Consider the following 26529-nt stretch of genomic DNA (forward strand, 5'->3'; position numbering starts at 1 on the left):
AGGAGCTAGGAGCTAGGAGCTAGTTTCCGAAGGAGCGAAGCGACGCGATGTCCCCTCTCCACCGGCTTCCGGGGGAGAGGGCTAGGGTGAGGGGGCATATTCAACAAACATCATTCACCACCTCGCCATTCCTCTCCCAACGCCCGCAATATCGCCACACCAACCGCTTCGGTGTTCTCAAGGACATGCGCGTTGCAAAATCGCAAAACGGTCCATCCTTCGCGATTCAATTGAGCTGTTCGGCTCATGTCTTGTTGCTCTTGATGTTCGTGGTAGTCGCCATCGAGTTCAACGATCAACCGTTTCTCGACACAGGCGAAGTCAGCGATGAAAGGTGGGATGGGGAACTGCCGTCGAAATTTGTGCCCGTTGAGTCGACGGTTGCGGAGGAGTGTCCAGACGAGTGATTCGGCTTTCGTTTGGTTGGTGCGGAGCTCGCGAGCGTTTTGTGTTAGTTGAGGTGGTTGGCGGATTGGCATGGTTGGTTGACTCTGAAAGTTGTCATCGATTCCTGTTGATCCGTGCCCCCTCACCCTAGCCCTCTCCCCCGGAAGCCGGTGGAGAGGGGACGACGCGTCGCTGACGCTCCTTTGCTAACAGCTAACAGCTAGTAGCTAGTGACTCTCACTCCTCTTCCAACAACCTTGCGACGATGTCTCGGGCGGTCATGCCTTCGGCTTGGGCGGCGAAGGTGGTGATCAGTCGGTGTGTCAGCACGGGCAGTGCCACGGATCGAATGTCTTCGGTGCGGACCATGTAGGAACCTTCCAGTGCGGCTCGTGACTTGGCACCCAAGATCAAATCTTGAACCGCTCGTGGGCCAGCACCCCAGGACACCAACGGCAGCAACCATGACGGAGCGGTTCCGCCGGCCGGTCGAGTCTTGCGGACCAATTGGGCGGCTTCGGTGTAGATGTGATCTGGCACCGGGATGCGGCGGACGAGGTCTTGATTGGCGATGATGTTCTCTGCCGTCATCAAGTGTTGAAGTTCAGGCAACTTTCCGCCCGTCGTTGTGCGAGCGATCGCGATCTCTTCTTCTTCGGACGGGTAGTCCAATTCGATCAAGGCCATGAACCGATCAAGTTGGGCTTCCGGCAACGGGTACGTGCCTTCTTGTTCAACTGGGTTTTGCGTTGCGAGCACCATGAACGGTGGCGGCAGGTCAAAGCCTTTGCCGACAACGGTGATGCGTTGTTCCTGCATCGCTTCCAACATCGCGGCCTGGGTCTTGGGTGGTGCTCGGTTGATTTCGTCGGCCAACACGATGTTTGCGAACACTGGTCCATGAGCGAACTGGAACTCACGACGACCGTCGCCGTTGTCTTGCAGGATGTCTGTGCCGGTGATGTCCATGGGCATCAAGTCCGGTGTGAACTGGATGCGATTGAACTTGAGCGACATCGTTTCGGCGAGCTTGCTGACCAACAGAGTCTTGGCCAGCCCAGGAACACCCATCAGCAAAGCGTGTCGCCGTGCAAACAAGCACACCAACAACAAATCGACGGTTTCACGTTGGCCAACGATGACGCGAGCCAGCTCGTCTCGGAGTTGCTGCGTCAATCGTCCGAGTCGGTCGACTGCTTGGACGTCGTCATCGCTCAGCGATGGTTCGGTCACCGAGGAAGCGGATGAGTTGTTGGACACCACCGATTGCGACATCTGAATTTCCTGTCGTGAACTTTGTACAAGCCAGCGGGATACTATAACCGCCCAAGCGGTGCCGCCGCAAAGATCGAGGCCGACTTTTATAGGTCCAGCGTCAGTAATCGATGTCTCGCGAATCAACTCATTCAGGACGCTGTCCAAAAATGAGAATCCGATGAAACTCCAAAAACACTGAGCTTTTAGGCTGTTCCGAGCCACACAGCGGACGCCGCAATTCGATAGGCTAGCCAATGAAACCTTTATGAAACTGCTGTCGAAACCGCTATGATTTTCACCCGGAGATTCGCTGTGATGTGGGACACTCCTCAATCCGCCCATCGTTCGTCCAAAACTCAATGGCCTTGTTCATCAAACTGGGCAGGCTGCAACAGAACGCTTTGGCAGTTTGGTTTGGGCTGTTATCGCTCCGTCGTTATCGCTTTCGCGATGGTTGGGGTGCTGACGCTGAGCGGCGGACATAACGTCCTTGCACAGGATCAGCTGATTCCGCTAGGCGGGGCGAAGGATTTGCTGACGCCGTCGGAACCGCCAAGCGTCATTGGCGGTCGCTACGTCCATGATGACTCGATTGGCTTCTTGGCTTTGTCACCATCGCATTGGTGGGACAACGACATGTTTCGGTTGTATCCCACGGAAATTCTCCGTGTGCAGGCAAAGGAAACCATTGGGATCGATCCGAACGACATCCGAGAAATTCAAGCAACGTTTGGATTGTCGTTCGAAACCGGTCAGCCATTGTTCGCTGCCGTGGTCCAACTCACTGGAAAGGTCGACGGGAAAGTCTTGAAAGAAGCATTGGACCTGGATCCACGCCCGATCAAGATCGGCGATCACACGGCTGTACGAGTGAACGGGTCCGTTCCGATGGTGCTGAGTCGATTGGAATCGGCGGCTAAATTTGGCGACGGTGAAGAAGGCGAAATTTGGTATGTCGGGTCGCCGGATTGGTTGATCGAAACTGCCACCGCTCAAGCCAAGGTTGACGAGTCAGAGCGTGGTCCTTTGCCAATTCGTTTGGCGTCTCTGCCGAAACGCGACGGGATCTCGGCGGTGGTGGAAATGAAAACGATCCGCCCAATCGTCAGTGGCTTTGCAATGAATGCCGCGGCGCAATTGCCTCACCAGCTTCAACCTCTTGGGCAGCTTCCCGGGCTGACCGACGCGATCCTTTTGCATTTGGATCTGAAAGGAGATGCGATTGCGTTGGATTTGACTCTGGTCGGCATCGATGAGTCCGCCGCTGAACAGATCGAAGGAATTCTGCAAGATTCGTTGATCGAAGCTCAAACTCTGGCAATGACTTCGATCCAACAAAACCTCGAACAATCGGATGTGTCGCCCGCGATGCGGGATGCGGTGCAGTCTTATGCGGCTCGGATCTCCGCCATGGTGATGGAGTCCTTTCAGCCTTTGAGGGTTGAGCGTGATGTCACCATTCAAGCGGAATCGGAATTGAGCATCGCGTCGACCGGAGTTTTGGTAGGGCTTTTGTTGCCGGCTGTTCAAGCGGGCCGCCAAGCCGCTCGCCGGGTGCAGTCATCCAACAACATCAAGCAAATCATGCTGGGGATTCACAACCACCATGCCGCATACCAGCAACTGCCACTTTCAGCGATCGCTGACGATGAGGGCAACCCTTTGTTGAGCTGGCGAGTGAAGTTGCTTCCATTTCTCGACGAGATGGAGCTCTATGAACAGTTTCGTTTGGATGAACCCTGGGACAGCGAACACAATCTGCAAGTCGCCCAGCAAGTTCCCGAGGTTTACGAATCAATCGGGCTGAACGTGGAGCCTGGCCACACGATTTATCAGGCCGTGGTTGGCGAAGAGATTGGCATCAGGCCAATGCAGACGACAAAGTTTCGTGACTTCTTGGACGGCCTTTCCAATTCGGTCCTTGTGTTGGAAGCAGACGCAGACGAAGCGGTCTTTTGGACTCAACCAAAAGACCTGGCCATCGACCTGAACGACCCGTTGAACGGATTGGGGCATGCTCGGGCGGGCGGGTTCCATGTCGGAATGGCAGACGGCGCGGTGAAGTTCATCTCCGAGAACATCGACGCTCAGCTCTTCAGAAAGCTCCTGACGCGAGCCGGCAATGAACCGGTGGACGTCCCGTAGCGAATTGTCTTCGCTTGCTTGTCTGAACGGCGCCGCTTTGGGTTGGCCGTTCGCGCCGCTCAAGTCGAGACGGTGGCCTTGGTGTTCAGTGCCACCGGCTGAGGCGCACTGCATCCACACCCGCTACCGCATTGTTGCAATCGTTTTTCGATTTGCAACGATGTCGGCGTGGTTGCCAAGCCGCCGAGCGCCGTGCAGCGATGTTCTCGCGGCATCCGTTCGGAAACTCGACGTGCCGCGTCGATGGTTTCGTCCAGCGGAATGACGGGATCAAATCCGGCCAAGCACATGTTGGCACATGAGATCGCGTTGCTGGCCGCGATCACGTTTTTGCCCAAGCAAGGGACTTCAACACGGTTGGCAACGGGGTCGCAAATCAAGCCCAGCATGTTTTGCAGAGCCATCGATGCGGCGCCGGTCGCTTGCGTGGTCGTTCCGCCCGCCATCGTGACCAAGGCTGCTGCGGACATGGCCGCGGCTGATCCACCTTCGGCTTGGCATCCACCGACTTCGGCAGCAAAGCTCCAAGCGGTTGCGATGAACACGCCGATCAAGCCAGCCGCCAGAAATGCTTTCGCGATTTCTTCGTCGGACAGCGACAGCGATTCACCCATCGCCAAACAAGTCGCAGGCAGTGCCGCGCAGGCTCCCGCGGTGGGGGCGGCGATGATCACGCCCATCGAGCTTTTCACTTCCATCATCGCGGTGGTGTAGAGCACGATTTGGTTCAGGGCACCTGCATCGAGCAATTGTCCCGACTGCAGCTTGTCTCGGAAGCCGCCGGACTGGTACCCGAGTACTCGGTCGGCATACTCGGTTCCGTTCAAACCGGACTCAATGCTGGTGCGAGCGATTTGAACGATTTCGATCATGCGGTCCAAAACTTCTCGCTCGGTCAGTCCGCCTCGTTGCATCTCATATTCAACCGCCCACTTCCAAAGTGGTTTGGAGTCGACGTCAGCTTGCGATGTCAGTGTGTTGCAATCTTGGAAGGGAATCTCAGCGTTGGGACGCGAGCGTATCGGCAGCACGGGTGCCAGGCGAACAATCGGCTCAGGACTTTCCCAAGGAAGCGATCGTTGCAGCGTCGCGAATTCCAGGCGTTGGCTTGATTGGATCTGCAGCATCACGTTTTGATCGGACGTCCTCACATGGACATGATCAGCCATCAACTCTTTCGCGAGCGATTCGCAATCCAAGGTTTGGATGGATTCGTTCGAGGCGGGTTCTGCTAGGCGAACCAGGGTCTCGTCAAAGCCACCATCCATCGAGACATCAAAGTCGTCGATCGAGGTGACTTCGATCATGCCGCCGCCGGTGGAGATCGCAATCAGCGTGTGAGATTCTCGTTCACCGCAAACGGTCAGACGATAGGTGTTCGGGTGAGCGTCACCATAGTTACCGTATTCAAATTCAAATGCGATGCCATTGTCGATCAGATGCTGGCGCGAGTTTGGCAAGCGTTCGTCGTGGGCTTCCCAGCCGAGCAACCCGCCGAACAAGCCCATGTCGGAACCTTGGCTGGTGTGGGTCGCGGGAAGGGATCCCGATTCGTCGAACTGAATCAGCACATGTTGCAGGTCGCCGCCCACCAGATCGCGGGCCAGGCGTCCAATTCGCAGAGCCGCGGCGCAGTGCGAACTGCTGGGGCCACGCATCACTGGGCCGATGACGTCATTGAAGATGCTGACGGTCATGGGATCGCTCAAATGCAGCAAGAAGTGAAAATGAAGAAGCGATGACTCTGACTCAATTGACTTGCTGCGTCAAATTCACGGCGGAATGACGGAGGCGGATGGAAGCTTGTTCGCCCTAATGCATCGATTCGGGGAGTCACGTGGGTCGGCGGACAGGCATCGACTTTGGGCTGGCTCGCAGGTTCATCGTGCCGTCGTCCCACCCGAGTATTTGAGCGGCGGATGCACACACCGCTTCAGAAGAACATTTGCTGTGTGAGTTTTCGGTTCTTCGCGGGAGAGACCCGAAGTGGTTGTGTCGCGAGATGGCGGTCGGCACAAATCAGCTGCAGCCGATCGCCCAGGCATTCTCGGTGGGTTCGCAGGGCGACGTCGGGGCAGTTGTTCTCATCGGACAGGTGGGCCAAGCAGGCCCACTGCAGGTCGTGGCCGGCGAGGGAGATCACTTCGGCGGCTTCGCGATTGGAGATGTGCCCACGGGGGCCGGAAATTCGGTCGCGAAGAAATTCGGGGTAGCCCGAATTGGCCAACATGTTTTCGTCGTAGTTGCTTTCGATGAACAAGGCATCGAGCGTGTTTACGCTGGCGAGCATGTCATCGAAGACGCATCCCAGATCCGTCCACAATCCAAACCGAGAGCAGCCGTTGTCCAGCGTGAAGACGGCTCCATCGACACCATCGTGCGGCGTCGGCATCGTCTCAATCGCGGTTTCGCCGATCGTGAACGTTTCGCCCGGGACGAAATGCTGGATGTCGTGGACGGGACCGAGTGGGATACGACGCTCGGTCGACTGAAGGGTTCGGCGGCTGATGTGAATCGGCACATTGAGTTTGCGATTCAGGACGCCCAAGCATCCGATGTGGTCGCGGTGATCGTGCGAGATCACGATGGCGTCGATTTCCGATGCATCACGCCCGGCTTCGTTCAGTCGAGTTTGCACTTTGCGGAAACTGATTCCCGCGTCAAAGAGCACGCACTCCGAGCCCGTGTCAACGAAGACACAGTTACCGCTGCTTCCTGATTGCAAACACAGAACATCCATGCTGGCAATCGTAGCAGGTTCTCAAGCGACGTAGGAGCGCTGTTTGATGGCACGGCGGCCAAATTCAACCGGCCGTGCTCCCAACCAATCGTGGTCGGTTGTTGCACGGCCTTGGATGGCGGAAAGAGCGACTCAGTCCTTGGATTTTGGCGTGGACTTCTTGGCTTTGCTATCGCTCTTGGGTTCCGACTTGGGTTTGTCGGCGCTTTGCCCTTTTTTGTAGCTCTCGCTGCGGTAGTCGGTTTGGTAGAAGCCGCTGCCTTTGAAGACGATCGCAGCGCCGGTTCCAAACTGACGTTGCAGTTTGTTCTTTTTGCATTCCGGGCACTTCTTCAAAACTTCGTCGTTGATGCCTTGGAACACTTCCAACTCGTGACCACAAGCTTCACACAAATAATCGTAAGTCGGCATAGGAAAGGATTGAAAGAAAAAGGGAGAAGGTGAAAAACAAAGGCGGTGTCAGGATCGGTTCAGGCAACCGGCGATCATTCCGAACCATCGCCGGTGCTGACGACGACTTGAGCGGGACGCACAACGCGGTCGTGCATTTGGAAACCAGGTGTTGCGACATGAGCGACCATGCCCGATGCGATCTCGGGATGAGGCATCTGCGAGATGGCTTCGTGGAAGTTCGGGTCGAACAGTTCGCCTTCGGCGGGGATTTCTTTGATCGCGTGTTTGGCCAGCACGTCGTCGAGTTGTTTGCGAACCATCGACACGCCTTCGACCAATCCGGCCGTTGATTCGCCTTCACCGGCGGTGGTTGCGGCATCGATTGCACGCAGCAAGTTGTCACGGACTTGCAGGATGTCGGTGACCAGCGGCATGCCAGCGAATTTCAATTGCGCTTCGGTGTCGCGACGCAGGCGTTTGCGAAAGTTCTCCGCTTCGGCTTGTGCTTGCAAAACGCGTTTGCTCGCCTCTTCGACTTCACCACGCAGACGCGTCATCTCTTCGTCGCGAGTTTCTTCGCCGGCTTCCGCGAACGCTTCGTCGTTAGCTGAGGTTTCGCCTTCAAAGGAAACCGTTTCCTGCGGGTCGAGTTGTTCGTCTTCGGATTGAAGTTCTTCGTTGGGTTGTTCGTTCATGAGTCTTTCTCCGTGTCGGTCGAGCCGGTGCTGGCTTCTTCCGGTTCGGGGTCAAAAAAGTGACGAAGTTTGTCGAGAAACGAGGTGCGTTCGGGAAGCACCGAATCGTGATCGAGTTCGGCGAGTTCGCGAAGCAGTTTTTGTTGTTTGTCGCTGAGCTTTTTGGGGACTTCGATGAAAATCTGAACCAACAGATCGCCGGTGCGTCCGCTGCGAGGATCAACGATGCCTTGCCCGCGAACGGTGAAGACGTGTCCGGTTTGGGTGCCGGCAGGAACGGTCAGTTCGTGTGGTCCATCGAGAGTCGGCACATTGATCGTTGCGCCGAGTGCGGCCTGGGCGTACGAAATTGGCATCTGCAAAATCAGATGCTGGCCTTCACGTTTGAACAGGTCGTGTTCTTTGACGGAGATGAAGCAGTAGCAGTCGCCGTTTGGTCCACCGTCGGGGCTGGGTTCACCTTCGCCCTGCAAGCGGACTCGCATGCCGTCGTCGACCCCGGCGGGGATCTCGACGTTCATCTCGGCTTTTTCGTTTTGCGTTCCAGTGCCACGGCATTTGCCGCACGGTTCGCCGATTTGTTTGCCAGCACCTTTGCAGGTCGGGCAAGTCGTTTGGACGCGAAGGATGCCCGCTGACTGGATGACTTGTCCTTGCCCGCCGCACATGGTGCAGGTGACCGGTTCGCTGCCCGCGGCGGCACCGCTGCCGTCACAGGTGTCGCAGGAAACGCGGCGACGGAACACGATGTCCTTGTGGCATCCGCGAGCGGCCTCTTCGAGTGTGAGCGTGACATCGCAGCGAACATCGGCACCGCGTCGAACGCGACGTCGTCCGCCGCCACGACGGGAGCCTCCGCCAAAGAAGTCTCCAAATCCACCGCCGAACAGATCGCCGAATGCTTCGAAAATGTCTTCGACGTCGCCGTATTGTTGTGTCGCGCCTTCGACCCCGGCATGACCGTATTGGTCATAGCGAGCTCGTTTGTTTGCATCGCTGAGGACTTCGTAGGCTTCGGTTGCTTCTTTGAATTTCGCCGTCGCGGATTCGTCGTCGCGATTGCTATCGGGATGGTACTTGATAGCAAGCTTGCGATACGCGCGATCGACCTGCTGCTTCGTGGCCGTTCGTTCGACCTTCAGCACTTCGTAGTAGCAGGTTTTGGTGGCCATGAGAAATCAAACAGAAAAGTGTTCGTGGTCAGTGATCGCCTCGGCGTCATTTGTTTCACCGGTCCGATTGGGACATGGCGGACGGACGCTTGGAGGGTCATGAAAACGGGCCGCTCACCGAAGGCGAACGGCCCATTAAAAATATGTCGTGCGAAGTTTGGTTCAGCGATTAGCTGACCATGCCTTCGACAGGACGTTTGTCTTTGTCTTCTTGCTCGAAGTTCGTGACCAAGGCTTCGGTCGTGAGCAACAAGCCTGCGATGCTGGCAGCGTTGGTCAATGCGGTGCGAACCACTTTGACGGGATCGATGACGCCAGCTTTGACCATGTCGGTGTATTCGCCCGTGTGAGCGTTGAAACCGATTTTGGGGTCGTTCTTTTGCAGGACTTCGTCGACCACAACGCTGCCGTCGATGCCGCCGTTGTCGGCGATTTGACGCATGGGAGCGTCCAAGGCACCCAAGACAATGTCAACGCCGATTTTCTCGTCGCCCTTGGCCTTCTTCTTGGCAGCTTCAACCGCTTCGCGGCAGTGAACCAAAGCCACACCGCCACCGGGCAGAATGCCTTCTTCGACTGCAGCGCGAGTTGCGTGCAAAGCGTCTTCCAAGCGAGCCTTGGTTTGCTTCATTTCAGCTTCGGTTTCGGCACCGACGCTGATGACAGCCACACCGCCGGCCAGTTTGGCCAAACGCTCTTGGAACTTTTCCTTGTCGTAATCGCTGTCCGTTTGCTCGATTTGAGCGCGGATTTGAGCGACACGCTTGTCGATGTCTTCGCGTTTGCCGGCACCTTCGACGATGGTCGTGTTCGACTTGTCGACGGTGACTTTCTTCGCGCGACCGAGGTGTTCCAAGGTGACGTTCTCGAGCTGCATGCCGAGGTCTTCGCTGATCAGCGTTCCGCCGGTCAACGTTGCGATGTCGCCCAACATGGCTTTGCGGCGATCGCCGAAGCCAGGAGCCTTGACGGCACACACGTTGAGCGTGCCACGCAGCTTGTTGACCACCAACAACGTCAATGCTTCCGCGTCGACGTCTTCGGCGATGATCAGCAATGGTTGACCGGTTTGAGCGGTCTTCTCAAGCAATGGCACGAGGTCGCGAATGTTGCTGACCTTCTTTTCGTACAGCAACACGAGTGCGTCTTCGAGGCTCGCTTCCATCGATCCGGAATCGGTGATGAAGTAAGGCGAAACGTAGCCCTTGTCGAACTGCATCCCGTCGACGTATTCGACTTCGGTGGTGCGGCTCTTGCCTTCTTCGACGGTGATGACGCCGTCTTTGCCGACTCGTTCCAATGCGTCAGCGAGCAATTCACCGATCACGTTGTCGTTGTTGGCCGAGATCGCACCGACGTGAGCGACTTCTTGTTTGCCGCTGACGGGGCGTCCCATTTCAACCAGTTGATCGCAAGCGGCTTCGACAGCCTTTTCGATCCCGCGACGAATCGCGGTTGGGTTGCTACCGGCAACGATGTTTCGCAGACCTTCTTTGAAGATGGCACGAGCGAGCACGGTTGCGGTGGTGGTTCCATCGCCGGCCAAGTCGCTGGTCTTTTGAGCGACTTCGATGACCAGTTTGGCACCCATGTTCTCGAAGCGGTCTTCGAGTTCGATTTCCTTGGCGACGGTCACACCGTCTTTGGTCACGGTTGGACCACCGAAGGATTTATCGATGATCACATTCCGGCCTGTAGGACCCATCGTCGTTGCGACGGCCTTGGCCAGTTTTTCCACGCCGGCCAACATGCGGGCCCGAGCGTGATCGTCAAAAAGCAATTGTTTTGCCACGACTGAATTCCTCGTAGATGTTTTGGGGTGAAAGAACGAACCGGATCAGCCGATCTTGGCCAAAATGTCGCTTTCGCGAAGGATCTTCATTTCGTGTCCGTCGACTTCGATTTCGCTTCCGCCGTACTTGCCGTAGATCACGACGTCGCCGACCGAAACGCTGAGTTCACCGCGGTTGCCGCTATCGAGCAACTTGCCAGGTCCAACAGCGACGACGGTGCCGCGTTGTGGCTTTTCTTTTGCCGAGTCGGGGAGCACGATGCCGCCAGCGGTGGTTTCTTCGGCTTCGCTGGGTTGAACCACAACGCGGTCATCGAGAGGACGCAGGTTGATTTTTTTAGCAGTGGCCATGAGTTGATTCCTGTGAGTTGAAAGTTGATTTGAAATTGGGTGTGGGAAAAGGATTGAAAGAGGGTCGCGGGCAGCGGCTTACATCATGCCGCCCATTCCACCCATGCCTCCCATTCCGCCCATGCCACCCATTCCCATGCCGCCCATGTCTGGCATTCCGCCACCCATGCCGTGATCGTGATGATCGCCACCGGCTGGTTCTTCTTCGACGGGGATTTCGGTGACCAAAGATTCGGTGGTCAACAACAAAGCGGCGACCGAAGCTGCGTTGGTCAGCGAGGTGCGAACCACTTTGGCGGGGTCGACGATGCCGGCTGCGACGAGGTCGCAGTACTTGTCAGCGTTGGCGTCGTAACCTTCGGTTTTGCCCTTCATTTGAAGCACGCGGTTGACAACCACGGCTCCGTCCAGGCCAGCGTTGTTGGCGATCGCACGCATTGGCTGGTCGAGCACGTTGCGGATGATTCGCACGCCGAGCTTTTGATCGCCTTCGGTTGCTTTTTCCAGTTTTTCAACAGCAGCACGGCAGCGAAGCAGTGCGGTTCCGCCACCGGGGACGATGCCTTCTTCGAGTGCAGCTTGGGTCGCGGCACGAGCGTCGTCGATGAGGGCTTTGCGTTCCTTCATCTCGGTTTCGGTTGCAGCACCGACGTTGATTTGAGCCACACCGCCGGCCAGTTTGGCCAAACGCTCTTGCAGCTTTTCGCGGTCGTAGTCGCTGTCGGTCGCTTCAATTTCGCGACGGATTTGAGCGACACGGCCTTCGATGTCAGCTTTCTTGCCAGCACCACCGACGATGGTGGTCGCTTCGCTGGTGATGCGAATTTGTTTGGCACGACCGAGGTCGGAAACCTTGACGCTTTCCAGGTCGATGCCGAGATCTTTGAAGATCGCCTTGCCGCCGGTCAGGGCAGCGATGTCGCCCAAGATGGCTTTGCGGCGATCGCCGTAACCGGGGGCCTTCACAGCACAAGCCGACAGGATGCCACGCATCTTGTTGACGACCAAAGTGGCGAGAGCTTCGCCTTCGGTGTCTTCGGCGATGATCAGCAATGGCTTCTTGGCTTTGCTGATGGCTTCCAGCAACGGAATCATCTTCTTGTTGTTGCTGATCTTTTCTTCGAACAACAGGATGTAGCAATCATCCAGTTCAACCGTGACTTCGTCTTGGTTGGTGACGAAGTGAGGCGACAGGAATCCGCGATCGAATTGCATGCCTTCGACAACGTCGACGTAAGTCTCGTTGCTGCGGCCTTCTTCAACGGTGATCACGCCGTTCTTGCCGACCTTGGTGAAGGCGTCTGCGAGGACGTCACCGATTTGTGGGTCGTTGTTGCCAGCGATCGTGGCAACTTGCTTGATGTCGCTCTTGCTCTTCTCGTTGATCGGGGTCGCCATTTTGGCGATTTGAGCGGTCGCGGTGTCGACGGCTTTTTGAATGCCACGCGACAATGCCATTGGGTCGGCTCCGGTCGCGACCATTTTCAGGCCTTCGCGGAAAATGGCTTCGCTGAGCACGGTGGCGGTGGTGGTGCCGTCACCAGCAACGTCATTGGTCTTGCTGGCGGCTTCTTTGACCAATTGTGCGCCGAGGTTTTCGAATGGATCGTCCAGTTCGATGTCTTCGGCGACGGTCACGCCGTCTTTAGTGACTTTGGGCGAACCCCATCCTTTGTCCAGAACGGCGTTGCGGCCGCGAGGGCCAAGTGTGCTGCGGACGGCACGGGCCAGCTTGCTGACTCCGGCAAGCAATGGGCCGCGTGCGTCATCGTCGAAAACGATCTGCTTTGCCACGATGTAGTTCTCCTGAGGTGGTTTGGATCCGAGAGGCTCGCAGTGGATGGGCGGTTCGCAAAGGTGCGAGCCCGGGGCGGCCACGGATTCGATGCCAAGAGGGAAAGAGACGGGGGAATGTGTTCGGGTCGAGCGAACGTGTTCGGCACGTGTGCCGCACGATGAGGAACTGAGTCGATGGATCCAGTTCGGCCATTCGGGCATGAACGCGTTCGTTGGGGCTCGCAGGTAGCAATCGCCGTACCGCGAGCTTGTTTTTTGTTGCAAGTGACAATTGCGAAAAGAGTTACGCGATTTGTGTGTTTGTCGGTCGATCGCCGTTTGGCTCGATCGACCAGCCTTGGTTGCCAACGTGGCAGGGGGCTTGCTGAGAGCGTGAAATCTCCACGTGTCCGGTCAGGATCTTTTCCAATCGTTGCAATCGTTTCGACCGGCAGCTGACGGCCCGAAATGCTTACCAAGCGAATAACTGCCCCTCAAGAATCATTGACCTTTTGGCTTTCAAAACCTTCACTTGTGGCAACTGCGCGTCGTTGCGTGGTGTTCGAAGAGTTGTGTTCGTGGCTGTTTCCGGTCCGCAATCTGCGGTGGCTTCAGTCCGTCCCGCCCAAAATGATTCAAACCTGATTGGTTGTGCCGATGCGTTGGTGTCATCGCCGATATGTCCTCCCGTTTGTCGTCCTGAGCCAGGTCGTGGGCTCGTTTGCCGCGCCCTCTGTCAACGCGTGTTGTTTGACGGATTGGCTGTACGGCAAGCAACCCGCTTACGTCGCCGGATACACACCGGTCGTGGGTGCGCCTGTCACAACGATCACGACCACTCCCGGGATCACCACGGGGGCTCCCGCGGTTGCGCCGCCTCCTGGTTATGCCGCCAACTATCCGGGCTACACCGCGGGTTACACACCCTTGATGACCGCTGCACCGAACTCGTCGGTGTTGCCGCTGAATCCTTCCAGCATCTACGCGCCGTCTCAGCCTTACTCCTTGCAGCGACCTGCCTACGGAGCCGTTCCACTGGACAACCCTTCGGTGTACACGGGGATGCCGACCACGAGCTCGCCAGTTGTCGCTGGTTATCGTGGTGCCGTTTCGACCGGAAGTCCATACTTCGGAACGGGCAACGTTTATCCAAACAGCAGCTACACGACGAATGTCGCAGGTGTCCAACCCGTCACGGCCTACCGACCAGCAACCGGCTATCCACCGACAACCGGTTACCGGACTCCGATTCGAAGCGGTTTGTCTCGGTTCTTCAATTCGTTGCTCGGCACCGGATACCGCAGTTCGTATTACACCGCGCCGATCACTTATTACCGGCCCGCAACGACATTGGACCCAGTCACCGGAACGACCGTCACTGTCCAACGTGCTTGTGAGTCGACCGTTCAGCAGTTGCAGCGAACGCCGTACACAACCTTTCAAGGTTTGGCATCGCAGCCCGCGATGGTGCCATCCACGACGATTGATCCGTGCATGAATACGGTCGATTCGTGCGGCGTTGCAACATCGGTCGCTCCAGTCACCAGTCCCTATGGTGCGTCGCCATATGCTGCTTCGCCGTACACGCAATCGGCACCGATCGAATCGTATGCGGCACAACCAAGTTGGAGCGGCAATCCCTCCGCTTCTTCAATCCCCAGCTCAATCGATCCAGGCGGTTACGGCGGAGTCGCACAAACGAGCGACCTGCAACCGATGGCACCGCCAACTTCGACTCCATCGAACTTGCAACCATTCGATGCCCAGCAACAAACGCTTTCTCCGCTAACGGGTTCGCCCTATGCCAGCGAGGCTCCATCGGAATCACAACCTTCGCCATCGGATCAGCCTCCGGCGACGCAGTATCGTTACAGCATAGAGCCACCCGCTCAGAACAATCGTCAGGCGGAAGAACCAAGCCAGACCGAAGACAACTACCCCAACGATGCCTACGAAAGTTATCGTTATCAGCCTGAGCCAGAAGTGCAGGACGAAACCGAAAAGAGCGAGCAGAATTCTCTGGATGACTACCTCAGTCGAAGCCGACAAGAGGTTCTTCGAGATCGCGAAGATCTGCGTCGATTGACGTCCGGAAGCGCTGCCGCGGATCCATCCGCCGCACCTCGCGTGCGTCCGATCCCGGCACCGGAAGGTTACCGTCACGCATTCGATGACCGAGGGATGCAACCCGCCGCTCCAGTTGCTCGTCCGAGCACAGCGCCGGTTCGTTCCATCCCATCGTTGTCGCCACCGTCGACTTCGGAAACGGGGCAATTGCGAGCACCTGATTTGTTGCCCGCTTTGCCGCCACCGCCACGCACTGGTGGTGGAGCCTACGAGCAAGCTCAATCGCGAATGGATTCTTCGTTGGAAGACGAAGGCCCGGTTCAGTGGGGGTACAAAGTTCGCGAAGCTTCGTTGACCGAGCGTCGGCCTTCGATGCCTGAAACGGCTGCGTTGTCAGAACCTGTTGGCGACTATCAACCTGTTCGTCAGCCCGTCCGCCAACCGACTCAAGAGCGTCCATCACGCGTTGAAACTCGTCGACCTGCCGCGGCTCCGGTCCATGCGGCACCTCGAGCTCCTCAGCCCGTCAAGCCAAAGGCAACCCAGCATCAAGAGTCGGGTTGGCACGTGTTGAATCGCTGATGGTTCGATGCGATCGACTGGTTTGCATGATGGTGCAAACCAGGTGAATCGCCTGTGAATCGATCAAGCAGCGGATGCCAGGCTCGGTTTGATTGCGTCGACGAGATCAGAGATTCACTCTGCCGAATCGAGCCGCACGATCGAGCTCTCTTCATCGAGTTCGATCTCTTCATCCAGTTCGAAGTCATCGAAGTTCTGAGCGCCCGCCGTGGCCATCGCGAATTCGAAGTTGCCTTCGCCGAGGGTCTCGAGCATGCGGTTGTAGATTTGCGTTTGTCGGCCCATGTCGTCGTACGGGCCCGCGATGTAGGTCGGTTTCCCATTCATGCCAAAGGAGATTGTGTCTCCTACCGAGGCGGGTTCGATGTGGTGCCACAACGGCGCGTACTTGCTGTAATCGGGGTGCGGTTGCAGGCCGCATGATTCGGCATACGCGATCGCAGCTTCCACCACCCCGCGAGCGAACTCGGGCTCGCAAGGTTGCAGCATCTGACGCGACTGCATGTCCGTGATCACGTCGCTGTATTCGGTCTGCGTGCGGTAGTTCCCAGCCACGTCTTTCACGCCCATGCAGCCCAGGTCCACCAGGAAGAACGCCGCGGCAATTTGGCCTCCGGGGGCTGTTCGCGAAAGCATCACGTGCCCAATCGCGGGGCGGGTTGGGTTGGGGATCAGCAGTTCGGGACTGATCATGCAGTCCTTGATCGATCCGGTGGCGGCGGCTCGCATTTTGCCCGCCATCGACGCCATCATTTGTTGCTGGCGAGCGAGTTGTTTCTTCTTGCGCTGCTCTTTGGCCTTCAGTTTGGCCAGCTTCTTTTGCTTCTGTTGTTCCGATTTTGCCATGGTTGATCCTCCGTGTTTGAGCCAAGTTCGCTGCTCAGTCTAGCGAACTTGGTTCCCGCGACGAGAGACCTGTTTTGCCTGATTGGACTAACTTTCCCAGCTCGCCAGTTGGTTCGCCCATTGGTTCAGCCGCGGGCGGTGCTTCTCGATCATCGCCAGCCCGGTCAGCAGAAGCAGGCCGGTCGTGATTCCAAACGCCCACCACGGCCAAACGGCATCGATCGCTTGCGTCGAATGCCAGACCATGCTGGTCACACCGAGGAACACAAAGATGGTGCCCAGGTAGAGGAACGGTTTGACTCGCAGAACGACGCCGAGTGCCATCCCGGCCAACGCAAGCAGCACCAGGATCACTGGTCCCCACAGCGAGCGGCCAATTTCTGACAGCAGCATGTCAGCCGTGCTGCTGAGGTAGATCATCAAGGTGCATGCGTAGCGAATCGCCGATCCCATGGCCGGGTCCAATCGATCGCGTTGCAAGTGAGCGATCAACAACACACAAACCGCCGGCGGAATCAGCCAGGCTTGCGGGTGCGTGATGAAGTCCCAACCGGGAACCTGAGTCAGCGTCACCCACAACGCGGCATTGGCCAGCACCACCGTCGCAATTCGCAGCAGTCCGTTCTTCCATAGCAGCGACATCATCCCGTAGTAGATCGCACCGACCAGCAGCAAACCCTGGTAGGAAGTCGTGCCTCGGAAAAACGTCCACGACCAAGCTTCCGATTGCGTCACCACCGCGTACGAACCGCTCAGCCAGAAACCGACGACGGGAATCATTGGCAAGAACATGGACGTGCGACGCATCACATCGGCCAGCACTTTATCGCTCCGGCGTATCGCCCACTGAGTCAAGCCAACGCTGGCGAACGCGATCACCATCACAACGTACGGCCAAACTTGTCGCAGTCCCAAAAACGCGATTCCGGTTCGGCAGAGGAACAAGTGCAACCAAGTCGTCGCGGCAACTCCTTGAGCGATGTACAGCAACCATTTCCGCTGCGAATCGGTGAGTTGCACGTTTCGGATCGCGTTTGGCAGTCGCGAATTGGGGCCAGTCAAAACCGCCAAGACACCTGCCATCGCGGCCAGTCCGCCCAGCGTGATTGCAACTGCGATCACGACAGGCATGCTAATCCCGGGAATGCCGATCACCGGTTTGCGAACCGCAGTTTCCAACGCCAACATCACGACCAGTGAACCAATGGCGACGACGCCTGAGATCAGCCCGCCACGCGTCAGTGCTTCCTTCCAGCGATCCAGGAACGGACCCTTGAGTAGTTTGGGAATCGCCAGCAGCAGCACCGCGACCATCAAAACGTTTGCCACCAACAATCGCATCACCGCGATCAGGGCAGGGTGCTTCAGTGGCAATCCGGTCAGCACCGCCATCAACGCGACCGACCAAAGCACGATGCCGACGGTGATGTGGCGGCGTCTGGCAGTGGTGGTGGGATTGTTGGCGAGGTTTCGTTCCGACAATTCGAAGAACACCCACGCGAGCGCACCGGTGGCAAGGATGCAAACACGCGGCCACGGTTCGTCGATGTGATCCACGACCAACCAGCATGCCAGCAATGAACTGAGGCCAACCCAAATCAGCGTCACTTGTTCGAGCGAGCCCGCCAATTGCAGGCGAGCTTTTCCAAGCAGCGATGAACCAAACGTCCAGGCCACCAAGACGGCCGACACGACCAAGTGAGTCACCGCGAAACCTTGGTTGGTTGTCAGTCCGGCCTGCGATCCGATCCACAAAGCGACTTCGCTGGCCCCGATGCAAGAGAGCACGAGGCTGACAAACCAAACCGTTCGCCCACTCGGACGCAGCCAAGCCGACGCGGCGACCAATCCAAGCGAAGCCAATGTTAGCGAACCGCTGGTCACGCCAATCCAACCGGAACCGGCAAAGGCAGAGCGGGGAAGTGCCAGGTGTGACTCCATCCAACCCAACGCGGCGATGGGAATCATTGCACAAGCGGTTTCGATGTCGGCCAGTGGAGCCGAGCGATCGCTTCTGACGCTTCGCCAAACGATCACCCACAGGGCCATCCAAGCCAGCCAAATCGAGGTCGGGTCAAACTTGGACACCGCAACGATCGGATCCAAAGCGGTGTTCCAAAGCAAGAACCCGCCAACTCCAACGGTGGTCCATCCCAGCAATCGTGGCAAGACAAATCGCCAGTTCCATCCGGCCAGAGAATTGACCGAACCAATCGTTTGCCAAGTGGAACGTCGTGGCTGGGTGGTGTCGGTTTCCGGTTTGTCACTGGTTTCGGGGAGGTCGCTGCTTGAGATCGTTCGCCCGAACCGAGTGCATGAAATCCCCGCGACTGAAAGGCCGGCGACGGCAAGCGACGACAGAGCCCAAGGTGCGGTGTCGTTGTCAAACAAGCCGACCCAAGCCAACGCGAATGTCAGCAGTGTCATGTGCCAGGCGTGCAGCGGGATGTTTCGTATCCAGTGCACCACTGCCGAGCCGATCGATGCGGTGAGCCAGATGCTGCCTAGCGTGGTCAGCGCCGAATCGGGATGAATCCACTGCATCCAAACAACCAGAACCGTCGCGTGTCCGGACAACAGACTGATCGCGAAAGGCCATGCATCGCGAGCCGGAGTGACATAGCATCGCATCGCCACCGCGACGGCGATCAGCGACACCAACCCGCCGATGGGCAACGTCCACAACGAGAACGGAGACTGCAGCATCGTTCCCGTTGACGAATAAGCGATGGAGCCAGCGACAACGCTGCACACCAAGCCAACGACCAGGATCCAAACCCGCGAAAGGTGGGCTCCTGCCGTGAAGCTTGACGAGGTGTTGTCAGGTGAGCCCGGCGTCTTGCTGATCAACTGCTGGAGCAGCCACCAGGCGAGCGACCCAAACACCGACATCTGGACCCATACCAAGGGCTGGTTCACGAAAGGAATTCGCGTCGCGATCGCCGGGGTGGCAATGCCTACCGCCGCGGGTAGCAAGACGCTGGAAAGAAGTGCGTTGGATTTTGCTTCGCGAGCAGAGTCCGCTTTGGACCACAGCAATCCGACCGAGGCGATGATCCACCATGCCGTCACCGCGAGGGTGCTGAATCGATCCGGGGATTGGTTGTTCGACAGCGGTGCCAGCCAGTCCGTCCCGAGCAAAACCAATGACCCCGCGGCCACCAATCCCGCGATCATCGAGTGGATGGCAAGTCGTTCCGATGGGCTCGGTGACAGGAAGGCGAACCATGGCTGAGTCGCGAATCGGGAACGGAACTTCCATGCGAACAAGAACGCACAGGCAAGCGTTGTTGTGACGACCAAGCACGATGAAGCGGTGCCGGTCCATGCCAATCCAAGTTGGCTCGCCAGATACAAACTGGCTGCACCGAGCAAGCCCAAGAACCAATCTTGCCAGCCGTCTTTTGACCAGTGCGAGTCTTCAGTGTGGCTTCGCGAAAGAACGAACAACGCCGAGGTGCCGGCGACCAATCCCAAGCACGCGGCTGATTCGAACCAAGCGAAGTCGGCGGCAGCGATCCAGTCATTGGTGGACCACTGGGCGATCGCTTCCAATGGCCCCGCCACGATTGCGGCGTACTGGCGAGCGACGGTGAAGACGATGGTGCCCGTTGCCAACATCGCGAACAGGCCGTCTGGCATCTGGGCCCAGTTCAGATGAGCGGTTTGAAGTTTGTTGCTCGGGAACCATGTTCGCAGTGGCATGGTGGTTCGGACGAGCATCCACAACGCCGAAGTCGACGCGAAAATTGCCGCGACCCACCAAGTCGCAATTCCGCCCAGCCAAGATTCCGAATGCCAAACCGTCACGCCCAAGCAGGCGGTGAGCGTGGTCGCGACCGTGATCGCTGACAGGCCCATCGAAGTTTGCAGCCAACCGCGTGCTCGCAACAAAATCGCGACACCGAATAGCGACGCGACCAGCAACCAGAGTTGACCGCTGGCGGACCACCACCCGGGCGCTTCGAGGCCACTGGGTGAGAGCGAAAACAAAGCCACCCCACCCAAGGCGGCGGCTGATAGACATGCCATCACTCCCGCCGATGAAGCGTGACGTCGCATCGACTGCTCAGCAGTTTGCGATAGCGAGCTGAATCGCTCGAGGAGGTTGGATTGTTCGCCGGAGTTTGATTGGCGGAGAAGCAAGGCTTTCGCAAGAGCGGCGGCAACCATCAAAGACACGGTGACCGCCAGTCCGATCCAAGGTGTCAACGTGAAATCGGCGTGAGGTTGACCGTTCGTCCAGGTCAGCAGTCCCAGCACGGAAGTCCAGAACGCAACCAATATCACCGGTGTTGCCAACGAAGCTCGCGATTCTTTGAAGGATCCGAGGATGCATCCGAGTGCCGAAACACCGAGCACCACATCGACCACCATCGGTGGCACCTGTCCCAGCCAAGTTGCCGGGGCAAAGCTGAGCACCAGTGCTTGGACGAATGCGACTCCGCCCCACAAACAGGCGGCGAACCAGCTCGACGCGACCAATTCGCGAGCCCAAGATTTGCCTTTCGCGATTTGGCTCAGGGCAAAGCCGACTCCACCGAGCAACGCGGCAATGCCAAGCGACGTGACCATCGGTTCGCCACCCAAGATCAATCGCCACAGCGGCAGGTCGCCCCAGGTCGCATCGCCCATCCAAACGGGAGATGACAGCATCGCGGCGATCCCCAGCGGCAAGGTCGCACCGACAACGCGAGACGGTTGCCGCAGTGCGATGCTGGCCGCGAGCCATGACGCCGCGGCCACGATCGCATGCATCCACATCCAATCCAACCTGCGAAGCGACGCGGGCAGGATCGCCAAAACGACTCCCATCGAAAGCAGCGTTAGAACTGTCGCGATCAAGTTCGAGTTGGCCATCCATCCGCGTTTGGTCGACGGCGAGTCGCCTGGGCGGCGAAGCTTGGTCGAGTCGTTGTGGCAACTCGAGGCAATCGCGATCCAAAACGGAATCGATGCGATCGCGATTTGAATCCAAGCCGTCTGCACTGCGAATTGGTCCTCCAAGTTGCTGAACAAAAACGCGGCGTAGACAAGGACGCTGGCCATCGACGAGGCGGCGATGCCGAGCGACAGCCAACGGTTCTTCCAATGCCTTCGACCGCCAACGGAATCAGTCTGTTCACGTGAATTCAGGCGTGTGCGCCGTTGACGTTGCGGCCAAAGAATCGCTGCGGCGACACAGATCGCGGGAACCAAAACCGCAAACCCAGCGTTGGAACCAAGCAGGCGTGCGGCGGTGGGAAGCAACGGCAATGCCAGCGTCGGTGCAATGACGCTGGCCGTCATCGGCAACGCATCGGCGCGACCCACCAAGCTGCGAGAGGATTGAAGCAGCAGCCAGCCGCAACCGGCCAATCCAGCCACGATCGTGCCCAGCGTCGCGGGATCGGAGAGCGTGACTGAATCCAGTCCCGCGCCTGCCGCGGCCATTCCCGCTAGCACGCACAAGGGAACCAGCAGCGTCGCAATGATCAAAACCGCGCGGCTGGTGTGTCGCAGTTTCCATCGCCGAACTGTGTACAGGCCTGCCGCGAAAATTGCCGCGTCGGCCGACATGAAAATCAGCGACGGCACGACTCGGTGAGCGGACGTCAGGGTGTTCCAAAGACTGACGACCAAGCCGATCGAGCAGACCACGACCAGCAATCCAGCGACCAGTTCGCCCCAACGAATGTTGTTGCGAGCCAGAAACGAAGTGATGACTTCCGACAGCGCTCGCTTGGGCGTGCTTGGGACCGGAGGATCGTAGACGATTTCGGCGGTGACCGCTTCTGCGACGACGGGTTCCGCAAAGACTGGCTCCGCAATGGGCGGGGCAACTTCAGTTGGCTGTGCTTCGGCGAGAGCGGCGGGCGCGATTGCGGTTTGAGGTGTCTCCGCGGCGGGCAACGTCGGTTCGGCAATTGGCTCGGGTGCTGGCGTTTTCGGCTTCGTTGCCAACTTCTGGGCGGATACTTTCAGTCGGTTCGCGACTTCCACCTCGAGTTGATCGGTGACGGTCAGCGCATCCAGCATTCGCGAAAATGCGGCCAGGTCGTTTGCTGCGGAGGGTGGCTCGTCGGTGCTGTTCGAGCTTCCGTGGGCTTGAGATCCCTCAGGACGCTGGGACGTTGATCTCGACCAGTCGTCCGGCTTGGTCTGAGGTGGAGGGGCCGGCGGGTAGAGCGATTTGGGATTGAAGAACAGCCGAAAAATCGTTGCGGCAACGACCCAGGTCAGATGCCCGACCATGGTGATGATCAGCCACCCGATCGCAATGAAAAACAGCACTTCCATCATGGAAACCGCGGGGAAAAAGCAAGCGAAGGACCAGACTGGCCATGGTCGGGACCGACCAATCTAGGCCAAAGGATTCCCCACTAGAGACCGCGAGGGGGGAAACGCTTCGGGTTCGCTTGATTTTTGTGCTGAAAGAATTGCTGGGCGACCGCCGGATCGGCCGCTCCGTCGTTCAGAGTTCGACTTCGTTGGCTCTCATCTCTTGGGAGCTGGACGTGCCCAAGGCTCCCCAGACACCGAAGGGGCTTTCTGAGCCGGCTGGGTGAACGGGACCGGGGGCGTAGCGGGTGACCGTTGTGTTGGAGTCCACACCTTTGGTTGCCGAATCAATCGAGTCGGTCACAAATTTGATGGAGCCATCAGTCATCAGAATGTGAGCTCCGCCCGGGTGGCGGCTGGTGACGCTGTAGACGCCACCGTACCAATCCGAGCCTGGTCCGGTGCTATAGGTGCAACTGACACTATTGGGGGCAAAGATCGTGTTGACCGCGGTGTTGCACGCGATCGGATCCGTCCACCAACGTCCACGGTTGGATTGACCGGTGAAATTGCCAAAGCCGATCAGTTCTTGGTCAGACTTATAGAACTGAGGACGTTCAGGATCATAAGTGCTTGCACACTGTTGAAGATCGGTTTGAAATTGTCGGTCGTCGAACACCGCGGCAGTGCCAATGATCGAGCGGTCGTCCAGGAAGGTTGCCATCTCGCCCATCAGCATCGTTTGGCTGGTCCCGTCCTTGCAGTCACGGAATCTCTTTCTTTTATTCCAAGTGAACATGCCACGATCGACGGCCTCATCACCCAACCAGTTGTAGGCGGGGTCGGAACGATTTTGGTCGGGATGAAACCAATAGAAGGAAATGTAGCGAGCCGCGTCGCCGTAGCAGAATCCATAGTTCAAACGACCGATCGTTTTGTTTTCCGCTGGGTCGGAAGGGCAACGAAGTGTGGGAATTTGAATGCGGTTGGGCGTGTAGTCTGCCGTCCACGGGAAACCACCGAATGCGACGTATTGGTTGCCGCTTTCGCTGGTATGAGGATGAGAGATCATCTCCCAAGCGGCTTGTTGTTCCATGAACGGAAGCAAGCCGACGACCGGACCATAGCCACGCCAATTCGTGTCGTTGACGATCCGGCTATAAGGAAAGTTGTTGTAGGCGGCGTGGTAGTTGTGAAGTGCCAACCCCAGCATTTTGAAGTTGTTGTTGCAGTTCATCCGCCGGGTTGCTTCACGAGCAGCCTGGACGGCTGGCAGCAGCAATCCGGCCAAGGCGGCGAGGATTGCAATCACGACAACCAGTTCGACCAACGAGAATGCGTGTCGGTTGACGCGTTTTGAGGAGCGTCGCAAATGTGCGTGCTCAGTCACTGGAGCGGAAGCGAACATGATGACACCTTGAGAGGTTTGGCCAACGGGCAATGAAAAGCTTTGGGGTGATGTTGTGTTCATTTGAAGTCACATTCACCTGGCAACTGAGTCACCGCTGTGTTGGCTCGTCCCATGGTTGCTTCGATGGAGGCTTGCTCCTCATCCGTGGATGCAAGTGGAAGGATCTTTGGTTGGGGGGCGCCGCATCCGGTTAGTGCCGATAGAAGCAGGCCGGCGGTCATCCATTTGCCCACGAGGCCAAGTCGTGCAGTCATCATTTGGTCCTATAAGGTGATAAACCAAATGGCCGGCAAGAGTTTGAATGCTCCGCCGTTCTCTTACTCAGCCACTGCAATGACCATAGGCACTTTTTTCAGGGCGCCAAATATCAAACGCGATGGGGTTGAGGCCCCCATCGCTAAAATCGATGGAATAGATCGATGCTGACAATCTCAACTGTCAGCATGTTTCCGGAAACGAGATCGAAGGGCGGGTTCTTGAGCACTGACTCTTTTGAGGTTTTTTTGAGAAATCTCGAGAATCAGCCCAGGCAATTCGCTCTCTTTGTTAAGAAATCGCGTCTTTTGTCCATTCTCCATCCACCAGACGCCATGTGTCAGTGGTTGGTGGAGTCGATTGCAGCAAAGCGGGAAGGCGAGATTCTCGGACGTTGTCGAAACTGGTCAGCTTGCCAAAACGGATTAACGATCCGGGTACTCCAACCGCGGTGAAGCCGGGGTGGCCGGTCGCGGGATAAGGACCACCGTGGTTCATCGCGGCACTCACGGCGACTCCGGTTGGCATTTTGTCATTCAGCATTCGGCCCACTTTGGGTTCCAACTCAAACGCAATTTGTGAGTACGCGTCTTCGTCGTTGCCGTTGGTCGAAGTGTAGACGCAGCCGGTCAGGTTGCCTTCCAAATGACGGATGGATTCACAGAGTTGATCCAGATTGTCGGCCACCACGATCAAGGATGCATTTCCGAAGGCTTCGGTTTGGAAACCTTCTGGATTGCTGAGGAAGTCAGTGCCACTGGTTTTGAGCAATGTGTTGGCCATCGCACATCGGTCTGACTCAGCTTCGCCACCGCCGGCGAGCAGTTCGGCACCAAATCCAACCAATTGTTCGATGCTTTTGCCGAGCGAAGATGCTACGGCGGGAGACAACAACGTTCCGGCCGGTGCGGCAGTGAAGCGTTCCTTCACCGCGGCGATGAACTTGTCGGTCGCTTCGCATTTGACGAGCATCACCATGCCGGGATTCGTGCAGAATTGTCCGGTTCCCATCAGGACACTGGTGATGAATTCATCAACGATCGCATCGCCGCGTTCTTCCAATGCGGCGGGAGTGATGACCACGGGATTGACGCTGGACAGTTCCAAGTAGATTGGCTTCCCAGCTTTGTCTGCGGCGGCTTTCAGTGTCAGTCCGGCGCCGCGACTGCCTGTGTAGCCGGTTGCTCCGACGCGCGGATCGGAAACCAGTTTCTCACCATCCGCGTGGCTGGTTCGGTAAATCAACTGCACGGTTGCGGTGGGCAGACCGGTCTCGGTGAGGGCTTCGAGTGCCAGTTCGGCGAACAGTCGAGTGGTGTCAGGGTGTGAGCTGTTGGCTTTGCCGATCACCGGGTTGCCGGCTGCGATGGCCGCGGCGAAGTCGCCACCGGAAACGCTGCCGAATGCGAACGGGAAATTGTTGGGGCCGAACACGCACACAGGTCCCAGTGGTCCCAGGCAAGAACGGATGCCCGTTTGAGTGTCGATGGTTGGCATGGCCCAGTTGCCGGTCCGGCATGCTTTGGCAGCCGCACGCAATTGATTGCTGGTTCGAGGCAACTCGACATCGGCCAAACGTGGTGAACGAGCCAATCCGGTTTCTGCAAAGGCGGTTTCGACCAATTGATCTTTCGCGGCATCGATCTTGTCCGCGTACGCTTCCATGAAGTCGGCGATTTTGGCCGGGCCGAGTTTGCGAAGTTCAGTGGCGGCTTCCACGGCAGCGTCGAGTGCTTCGTCGCAATCTTTCCAGCTGCTGACGGGAAATGCGGCGTCGAGTTTTTCGTTGCGGTTGGGGTCGGTGGCCTGGAAAGTGGACTCAGCGTTGGCTTCACGCCAAGTTCCAGCGATCAAAACAGGGTGCGTGGCGGGAGAAGCGATGGACATAGCAGGCAATCTTTCTGCGACGAGGTGTGATGGACGCGAAGGAACTCCATTGAGTTCGGCCTGTATCGTCAATCATTCTCCCAGATGCCTCAAGCGGTCACGCCCCAGTTGTCGCGCGGGATTCCTCGCGAGGTTATTGGTCCGGAGTCATTCGCCCGGCAAAAATCTCGATTCGATGCACGCCATCAATTGGGTCAGATGTGGCTCGACCACCTGGTAGTAAACCCGGCGTCCTTCTCGTTCGCTGTCCAGAAAACCGCACCGCTGCAGCAAACGCAGGTGCTCGGAGGCCAGGTTATCCGCGATTTCGCAATCCGCGGCGATTTCTCCGACCGTGTACCGACTGTGCAAAAGCAATTGAACAATCCGCAGCCGAACCGGGTGGGCCAGCGTTTTCAAGCACTCCGCAGCCTCGGAGAACGATTGCACGTCGCCGGTCGGTTTGGTGGGTTCTTCCGGAGCACGTTTGCTGGTGCGAGGTTTTGAAGAGGCCATTGCGAAGGAGCAGTTGC

The 26529-nt window shown here is 57.7% G+C and carries 18 protein-coding genes; 2 read left to right on the forward strand and 16 right to left on the reverse strand.

Annotation, left to right across the window (positions count from 1 at the left end; all coding sequences use genetic code 11):
• Positions 1-110: 110 nt before the first annotated feature.
• Entirely contained in the window at positions 111-479 is a 369-nt protein-coding gene (locus B2R17_RS26225) for an endonuclease domain-containing protein (RefSeq protein WP_286766315.1), read from the reverse strand.
• A 145-nt stretch (positions 480-624) separates the two neighbouring features.
• On the reverse strand, positions 625-1662 hold the full coding sequence (locus B2R17_RS26230) for an AAA family ATPase (protein WP_286766316.1): 1038 nt from the start codon (positions 1660-1662) through the stop codon (positions 625-627).
• A 432-nt stretch (positions 1663-2094) separates the two neighbouring features.
• Between B2R17_RS26230 and B2R17_RS26235 the strand changes: the two genes are divergently transcribed.
• Positions 2095-3789, forward strand: a complete 1695-nt coding sequence (locus B2R17_RS26235) for a DUF1559 domain-containing protein (protein WP_286766317.1) — start codon at positions 2095-2097, stop codon at positions 3787-3789.
• Positions 3790-3848: 59 nt separating this feature from the next.
• Here the strand turns inward: B2R17_RS26235 and B2R17_RS26240 are convergent, their stop codons facing one another.
• The 8 genes from B2R17_RS26240 to groL (B2R17_RS26275) form a co-directional block, all read right to left on the reverse strand.
• A complete protein-coding gene (locus tag B2R17_RS26240; protein ID WP_286766318.1) occupies positions 3849-5486 on the reverse strand; it encodes an L-serine ammonia-lyase, iron-sulfur-dependent, subunit alpha in 1638 nt (545 codons plus the stop codon).
• A 236-nt stretch (positions 5487-5722) separates the two neighbouring features.
• On the reverse strand, positions 5723-6529 hold the full coding sequence (locus tag B2R17_RS26245; protein ID WP_008663493.1) for an MBL fold metallo-hydrolase: 807 nt from the start codon (positions 6527-6529) through the stop codon (positions 5723-5725).
• Positions 6530-6661: 132 nt separating this feature from the next.
• Complete coding sequence (locus B2R17_RS26250) at positions 6662-6940, reverse strand: FmdB family zinc ribbon protein (RefSeq protein ID WP_008656216.1); 279 nt, start codon at positions 6938-6940, stop codon at positions 6662-6664.
• Between the two features lie 74 nt (positions 6941-7014).
• Complete coding sequence (locus tag B2R17_RS26255) at positions 7015-7617, reverse strand: nucleotide exchange factor GrpE (protein ID WP_008663491.1); 603 nt, start codon at positions 7615-7617, stop codon at positions 7015-7017.
• Positions 7614-8789: a molecular chaperone DnaJ gene (gene dnaJ, locus B2R17_RS26260; protein WP_286766319.1), complete on the reverse strand. Its 1176-nt coding sequence runs from the start codon at positions 8787-8789 to the stop codon at positions 7614-7616. The genes B2R17_RS26255 and dnaJ overlap by 4 nt, the downstream gene beginning before the upstream one ends.
• Positions 8790-8958: 169 nt before the next feature.
• Complete coding sequence (groL, locus tag B2R17_RS26265; RefSeq protein WP_008656221.1) at positions 8959-10581, reverse strand: chaperonin GroEL; 1623 nt, start codon at positions 10579-10581, stop codon at positions 8959-8961.
• Positions 10582-10626: 45 nt separating this feature from the next.
• Complete coding sequence (gene groES / locus B2R17_RS26270) at positions 10627-10932, reverse strand: co-chaperone GroES (RefSeq protein ID WP_007330007.1); 306 nt, start codon at positions 10930-10932, stop codon at positions 10627-10629.
• Positions 10933-11010: 78 nt separating this feature from the next.
• Positions 11011-12729, reverse strand: coding sequence for a chaperonin GroEL (gene groL / locus B2R17_RS26275; protein WP_236615436.1), 1719 nt, complete (start codon positions 12727-12729; stop codon positions 11011-11013).
• A 636-nt stretch (positions 12730-13365) separates the two neighbouring features.
• Here groL (B2R17_RS26275) and B2R17_RS26280 point away from each other — a divergent pair.
• Complete coding sequence (locus B2R17_RS26280) at positions 13366-15357, forward strand: hypothetical protein (RefSeq protein ID WP_286766320.1); 1992 nt, start codon at positions 13366-13368, stop codon at positions 15355-15357.
• Positions 15358-15471: 114 nt separating this feature from the next.
• On the opposite strand, the gene B2R17_RS26285 is transcribed toward B2R17_RS26280, so the two are convergent.
• The 6 genes from B2R17_RS26285 to B2R17_RS26310 form a co-directional block, all read right to left on the reverse strand.
• Complete coding sequence (locus B2R17_RS26285; protein ID WP_286766321.1) at positions 15472-16203, reverse strand: hypothetical protein; 732 nt, start codon at positions 16201-16203, stop codon at positions 15472-15474.
• Between the two features lie 87 nt (positions 16204-16290).
• Positions 16291-22485 (reverse strand): hypothetical protein, encoded by a 6195-nt coding sequence (locus B2R17_RS26290; protein WP_414707403.1) that lies wholly within the window; start codon positions 22483-22485, stop codon positions 16291-16293.
• A gap of 172 nt (positions 22486-22657) precedes the next feature.
• Positions 22658-23935 (reverse strand): DUF1559 domain-containing protein, encoded by a 1278-nt coding sequence (locus tag B2R17_RS26295; RefSeq protein ID WP_286766322.1) that lies wholly within the window; start codon positions 23933-23935, stop codon positions 22658-22660.
• The gene (locus B2R17_RS26300) at positions 23932-24132 is read right to left on the reverse strand and encodes a hypothetical protein (protein ID WP_039961736.1); all 201 of its coding nucleotides are present in this window, start codon (positions 24130-24132) and stop codon (positions 23932-23934) included. The genes B2R17_RS26295 and B2R17_RS26300 overlap by 4 nt, the downstream gene beginning before the upstream one ends.
• Positions 24133-24421: 289 nt before the next feature.
• Positions 24422-26017 carry an aldehyde dehydrogenase (NADP(+)) gene (locus tag B2R17_RS26305; protein WP_286766323.1) on the reverse strand — a complete coding sequence of 532 codons (1596 nt, stop codon included), beginning with the start codon at positions 26015-26017 and terminating at the stop codon, positions 24422-24424.
• Between the two features lie 147 nt (positions 26018-26164).
• Positions 26165-26512 carry an ArsR/SmtB family transcription factor gene (locus B2R17_RS26310; RefSeq protein ID WP_286766324.1) on the reverse strand — a complete coding sequence of 116 codons (348 nt, stop codon included), beginning with the start codon at positions 26510-26512 and terminating at the stop codon, positions 26165-26167.
• Between the last annotated feature and the right edge of the window lie 17 nt (positions 26513-26529).

The organism is Rhodopirellula sp. UBA1907 (assembly GCF_002337565.1).
GTDB classification, from domain to species: domain Bacteria; phylum Planctomycetota; class Planctomycetia; order Pirellulales; family Pirellulaceae; genus Rhodopirellula; species Rhodopirellula europaea.

Bases quoted from the DNA above. Each gene is read 5' to 3' on its own strand.
- B2R17_RS26225 (WP_286766315.1), bottom strand. From the start codon at position 479: ATGCCAATCCGCCAACCACCTCAACTAACACAAAACGCTCGCGAGCTC.
- B2R17_RS26230 (WP_286766316.1), bottom strand. From the start codon at position 1,662: ATGTCGCAATCGGTGGTGTCCAACAACTCATCCGCTTCCTCGGTGACC.
- B2R17_RS26235 (WP_286766317.1), top strand. From the start codon at position 2,095: ATGGTTGGGGTGCTGACGCTGAGCGGCGGACATAACGTCCTTGCACAG.
- B2R17_RS26240 (WP_286766318.1), bottom strand. From the start codon at position 5,486: ATGACCGTCAGCATCTTCAATGACGTCATCGGCCCAGTGATGCGTGGC.
- B2R17_RS26245 (WP_008663493.1), bottom strand. From the start codon at position 6,529: ATGGATGTTCTGTGTTTGCAATCAGGAAGCAGCGGTAACTGTGTCTTC.
- B2R17_RS26250 (WP_008656216.1), bottom strand. From the start codon at position 6,940: ATGCCGACTTACGATTATTTGTGTGAAGCTTGTGGTCACGAGTTGGAA.
- B2R17_RS26255 (WP_008663491.1), bottom strand. From the start codon at position 7,617: ATGAACGAACAACCCAACGAAGAACTTCAATCCGAAGACGAACAACTC.
- dnaJ (WP_286766319.1), bottom strand. From the start codon at position 8,789: ATGGCCACCAAAACCTGCTACTACGAAGTGCTGAAGGTCGAACGAACG.
- groES (WP_007330007.1), bottom strand. From the start codon at position 10,932: ATGGCCACTGCTAAAAAAATCAACCTGCGTCCTCTCGATGACCGCGTT.
- B2R17_RS26280 (WP_286766320.1), top strand. From the start codon at position 13,366: ATGCGTTGGTGTCATCGCCGATATGTCCTCCCGTTTGTCGTCCTGAGC.
- B2R17_RS26285 (WP_286766321.1), bottom strand. From the start codon at position 16,203: ATGGCAAAATCGGAACAACAGAAGCAAAAGAAGCTGGCCAAACTGAAG.
- B2R17_RS26290 (WP_414707403.1), bottom strand. From the start codon at position 22,485: ATGATGGAAGTGCTGTTTTTCATTGCGATCGGGTGGCTGATCATCACC.
- B2R17_RS26295 (WP_286766322.1), bottom strand. From the start codon at position 23,935: ATGAACACAACATCACCCCAAAGCTTTTCATTGCCCGTTGGCCAAACC.
- B2R17_RS26300 (WP_039961736.1), bottom strand. From the start codon at position 24,132: ATGATGACTGCACGACTTGGCCTCGTGGGCAAATGGATGACCGCCGGC.
- B2R17_RS26305 (WP_286766323.1), bottom strand. From the start codon at position 26,017: ATGTCCATCGCTTCTCCCGCCACGCACCCTGTTTTGATCGCTGGAACT.
- B2R17_RS26310 (WP_286766324.1), bottom strand. From the start codon at position 26,512: ATGGCCTCTTCAAAACCTCGCACCAGCAAACGTGCTCCGGAAGAACCC.